The sequence below is a fragment of the Shewanella sp. Isolate7 genome (assembly GCF_022398425.1).
Classification (GTDB): domain Bacteria; phylum Pseudomonadota; class Gammaproteobacteria; order Enterobacterales; family Shewanellaceae; genus Shewanella.
The window spans coordinates 1-4,261 of record NZ_JAKEVJ010000136.1; the positions used below are offsets into that span (position 1 = coordinate 1).

Annotated in this window: 5 protein-coding genes and 1 pseudogene; all 6 read left to right on the forward strand. The window is 34.9% G+C overall.

Annotation, left to right across the window (positions count from 1 at the left end):
• The first annotated feature begins 45 nt into the window (after positions 1–45).
• Entirely contained in the window at positions 46–1,116 is a 1,071-nt protein-coding gene (rfbB, locus tag L1D47_RS20215; protein WP_239886567.1) for a dTDP-glucose 4,6-dehydratase, read from the forward strand.
• Positions 1,117–1,142: 26 nt separating this feature from the next.
• Positions 1,143–2,015, forward strand: coding sequence for a glucose-1-phosphate thymidylyltransferase RfbA (rfbA, locus tag L1D47_RS20220; RefSeq protein ID WP_239886568.1), 873 nt, complete (start codon positions 1,143–1,145; stop codon positions 2,013–2,015).
• A 3-nt stretch (positions 2,016–2,018) separates the two neighbouring features.
• Entirely contained in the window at positions 2,019–2,438 is a 420-nt protein-coding gene (locus L1D47_RS20225) for an FdtA/QdtA family cupin domain-containing protein (RefSeq protein WP_239886569.1), read from the forward strand.
• Positions 2,416–2,874, forward strand: a complete 459-nt coding sequence (locus L1D47_RS20230) for an acyltransferase (protein ID WP_239886570.1) — start codon at positions 2,416–2,418, stop codon at positions 2,872–2,874. Before L1D47_RS20225 ends, L1D47_RS20230 begins: the two co-directional genes overlap by 23 nt.
• Positions 2,867–3,967 (forward strand): DegT/DnrJ/EryC1/StrS family aminotransferase, encoded by a 1,101-nt coding sequence (locus L1D47_RS20235; protein ID WP_239886571.1) that lies wholly within the window; start codon positions 2,867–2,869, stop codon positions 3,965–3,967. Before L1D47_RS20230 ends, L1D47_RS20235 begins: the two co-directional genes overlap by 8 nt.
• A gap of 5 nt (positions 3,968–3,972) precedes the next feature.
• Positions 3,973–4,261: pseudogene (locus tag L1D47_RS20240) on the forward strand (O-antigen flippase); the annotation flags it as partial.

Genomic DNA, 4,261 nt, shown 5'->3' on the forward strand with positions numbered 1-4,261 from the left:
GAACTTGTAGTCCGTAAATTAAAATCAATAGAATGAAAAGTAATTATGAAAATTTTAGGAACTGGTGGAGCTGGTTTCATAGGTAGTGCAGTTGTCCGTGAAATTATAAATAATACAAATGATAATGTAATAAATATCGATAAATTAACTTATGCAGGTAATTTAGAATCATTGACATCTGTAGATAATTCAGACCGATATACTTTTGAAAAAGTAGATATCTGCGATAGAGCTAAGTTAGACCGCGTGTTTAAGGAACATCAGCCAGATGTAGTTATGCACTTAGCTGCAGAATCTCATGTTGATCGTTCAATTACCGGCCCTGCAACATTTATTGAGACCAATATCATTGGAACTTATACATTATTAGAATCTGCTAGGGAATATTGGAACACTCTAGATAGTGAAAAGAAGAACACTTTTCGCTTTCATCACATCTCGACAGATGAAGTATATGGTGACTTAGTTCATCCTGATGAAGCTCCAGACGATATTGAGCTACCTATGTTCTTAGAAACTACATCATATGCTCCTTCAAGCCCATATTCATCTTCTAAAGCTGCTAGCGATCATTTGGTTCGAGCTTGGCTTCGTACGTATGGACTGCCAACTATAGTAACCAATTGTTCAAATAATTATGGTCCATATCACTTTCCGGAAAAACTAATTCCTTTAGTAATACTGAATGCAATTGCCGGCAAGGAGTTACCTATATACGGAAACGGTGACCAAATTCGAGATTGGTTATACGTGGAAGATCATGCCCGTGCATTATATAAAGTATTAACCAAAGGTAAGGTTGGAGAAACTTATAATATTGGTGGGCATAATGAAAAGAAAAATATAGAAGTTGTTAAAGAAATTTGTAAAATTCTAGATAATCTGTTGCCTAAAGCTACAAAATATGAAGATCAAATTACTTTTGTTTCTGATAGACCCGGTCATGACCGACGCTATGCTATTGATTCTTCAAAGATACAGAAAGAGCTAGGGTGGACTCCAAATGAAACTTTTGAATCTGGTTTAGCTAAAACGGTTGAATGGTATCTGAATAATCAAACATGGTGTAAGAACGTTAAAGATGGTTCTTATCAAGGTGAACGGTTAGGGCTGTAATTCAATTTATTAGTAAGGACTTTTAGATGAAAGGCATTGTTTTAGCAGGCGGATCCGGTACTCGGTTATATCCGCTTACTCGAGGCACATCGAAACAGATGTTACCAATTTATGATAAGCCAATGGTTTATTATCCTATCTCAACTCTTATGTTAGCGGGTATTAGAGATATTTTAATTATTACTACACCTGAGGATAGAGACGGTTTTAAACGTCTACTGGGTGATGGTTCTGACTATGGTATTAATCTAGAGTATAAAGTTCAACCGAATCCAGATGGATTAGCTCAAGCATTCATGATTGGAGAAGATTTTATTGGATCTGATTCAGTCTGTCTGGTATTAGGCGATAATATATTTTATGGACAAGGTTTTACTCCTCTATTGCGCCGAGCGGTAGCAACAGTAACCAAACATGAATCTGCTGTAGTATTCGGTTATCAAGTTAATGACCCAGAGCGCTTTGGTGTAGTGGAGTTTGATCAGTCATATAAAGCCATATCTATTGAAGAAAAACCGGAACAACCTAAATCAGATTATGCTGTAACGGGGTTATATTTTTATGATAATACGGTAATTGAAAAGTCAAAAAGAGTTAAAGTCTCCGAAAGAGGGGAGCTAGAAATTACAAGTATAAATCAAATGTATCTTCAAGAAGGAAGTTTGACTGTAGAGTTATTAGGTAGAGGCTTTGCATGGTTAGATACCGGAACACATGAAAGCTTACATGAAGCTTCTAGTTTTGTTCAAACGGTTCAACATGTACAAGGGTTAAAAATAGCTTGTCTTGAGGAAATTGCATGGAGAAATGGCTGGCTCTCTGATGAGCAACTCAAAGATATTGGCGAAAGTATGAAAAAAAATTCTTATGGACAGTATTTATTAGAGATGTTGGATTAATTGATGGGCTATCATAGAAAAGTGAATCTCCAACAACACGGAGACAATAGAGGTTCTTTAGTAGCTATAGAAACTTTAAAAGACATTCCGTTTCAAGTTAATAGAGTTTACTACCTTTTTAACACATTAATCGATGAAAGTAGAGGATTTCATGCACACAAAAATTTAGAGCAACTACTTGTTTGTGTAAGTGGAACCTGTGATCTAAAAGTAGAGAATAATGAAGGAGAAACATTGTATAAATTAAATTCTCCTATAGAAGGTGTATATATAAAGGATTTGGTTTGGCGAGAAATGCATAATTTTTCAAAGGACTGTGTTTTATTAGTTCTTGCAAGTAATTCATATTCTGAAGAAGATTATATTAGAGACTATGATGAATTTAAAAGGCGTTGTTTAAATGAAAAACATACATCCTCTTAGTGATGTTCAATCAACCTATATAGGCGAAAATACTAGAATTTGGCAGTTCGTTGTTGTGCTTCCAAATGCGAAAATAGGTGAAAACTGTAATATATGCTCACATTGTTTGATAGAAAGCGGCTCTTTCATCGGTAATAATGTAACCGTTAAGAGTGGAGTTCAAATATGGGAAGGGGTCAAAATTGAGGATAATGTCTTTATAGGACCCAATGTAACATTTACGAATGACAAAACGCCAAGATCAAAGGTATATCCAGAAAAATTCTCTGAAACAATTATTCGAAAGGGTGCATCAATAGGCGCTAACGCTACTATATTACCTGGAATAGTTATAGGTGAAGGTGCGATGGTCGGTGCGGGAGCTGTAGTCACTAAGGACGTGAAGCCAAGAGCCACTGTTTTAGGAAACCCTGCTAAGGAATTTGAAAATGATTGAGTTTTTAAACTTAGATAAAGTAAATGCGCAATATAGTGAAGAACTTAAAAATGCTTGTTGTAGAGTAATTAATTCTGGATGGTATATCTTAGGTAAAGAAGTTGAAGAGTTTGAGCTAGAATTTTCTAATTACTGTGGAACTAAATATGCCATCGGAGTTGCTAATGGATTAGATGCACTAACTTTGACCTTAAAAGCTTGGAAGGAATTAGGGAGGCTTAATGATGGCGATGAAGTCATAGTTCAATCTAACACATATATCGCTTCTATCTTAGCTATTAGTGAAGCGGGTTTAGTACCTGTATTAGTTGATCCTGACACTGAATCATTTAATCTGCTTTCAACAACAATTGAAAATAGAATTTCTGAAAAAACCAAAGTGATTTTGCCTGTACACCTTTATGGTCAAATATCTCCAATGAATCAAATTATGGAACTAGCAAGAAAACATGATTTATTGGTACTTGAGGATTGTGCACAAGCACATGGAGCCAGTGTCGCTGGTAAAAAAGCTGGATCTTGGGGGGATGCCGGAGCATTTAGTTTTTATCCTGGCAAAAATTTAGGTGCACTAGGTGATGCTGGCGCTATAACTACTTCAGATCCCTATTTGTATGAAGTTTTGTTAGCTTTAAGAAATTATGGTTCAGAAAAAAAATACCACAACAAATATAAAGGAGTAAACAGTCGTTTAGATGAAATACAAGCAGCAATGTTAAAGGTAAAACTAGCTCATTTAGACCATGAAATAGAGACAAGAAGAAATGTAGCAAATAAATATTTGGCTAGTATAAAAAACGTTCACATTGATTTACCTGCAATGAATTCATACTGCGAACATGTATGGCATCTCTTTGTTGTCAAAACAAAAAGAAGAAAAGAACTTATTGAACACTTGCTGAAATTTGATATACAAACTTTGGTACATTATCCGATTGCTCCACATAAACAACAGGCTTATATTGAATTGTTAGATTTTGAATTACCAGTTGCAGAGAGTTTGCAAGAAGAAGTACTAAGTTTACCAATCAGTCCAGTCATGACAAATGATGAAATTGAAACTGTAATACACGCATGCAATAGTTTTATATAAATAATATGAACCTAATAAAAACCAGTTTATTATCAGGTGTGTCAGTATTTGTTAAAGTGTTGACATTGCTTGGAGTTAATAAAGTACTGGCCATTTACGTTGGGCCTCATGGTTATGCAGCCATAGGCCAATTACAAAATATTATACAAATCATAACAGGTGTCGCAACAGGTACTCTTTCTAATGGTGTTACAAAACTAACTGCAGAAAATGAAGATGCTTATGATGAACAAATTCGTGTGTGGAAAACGGCTGGATTTGTAACATTCTTATTTTCTATAGTTATATCAATAT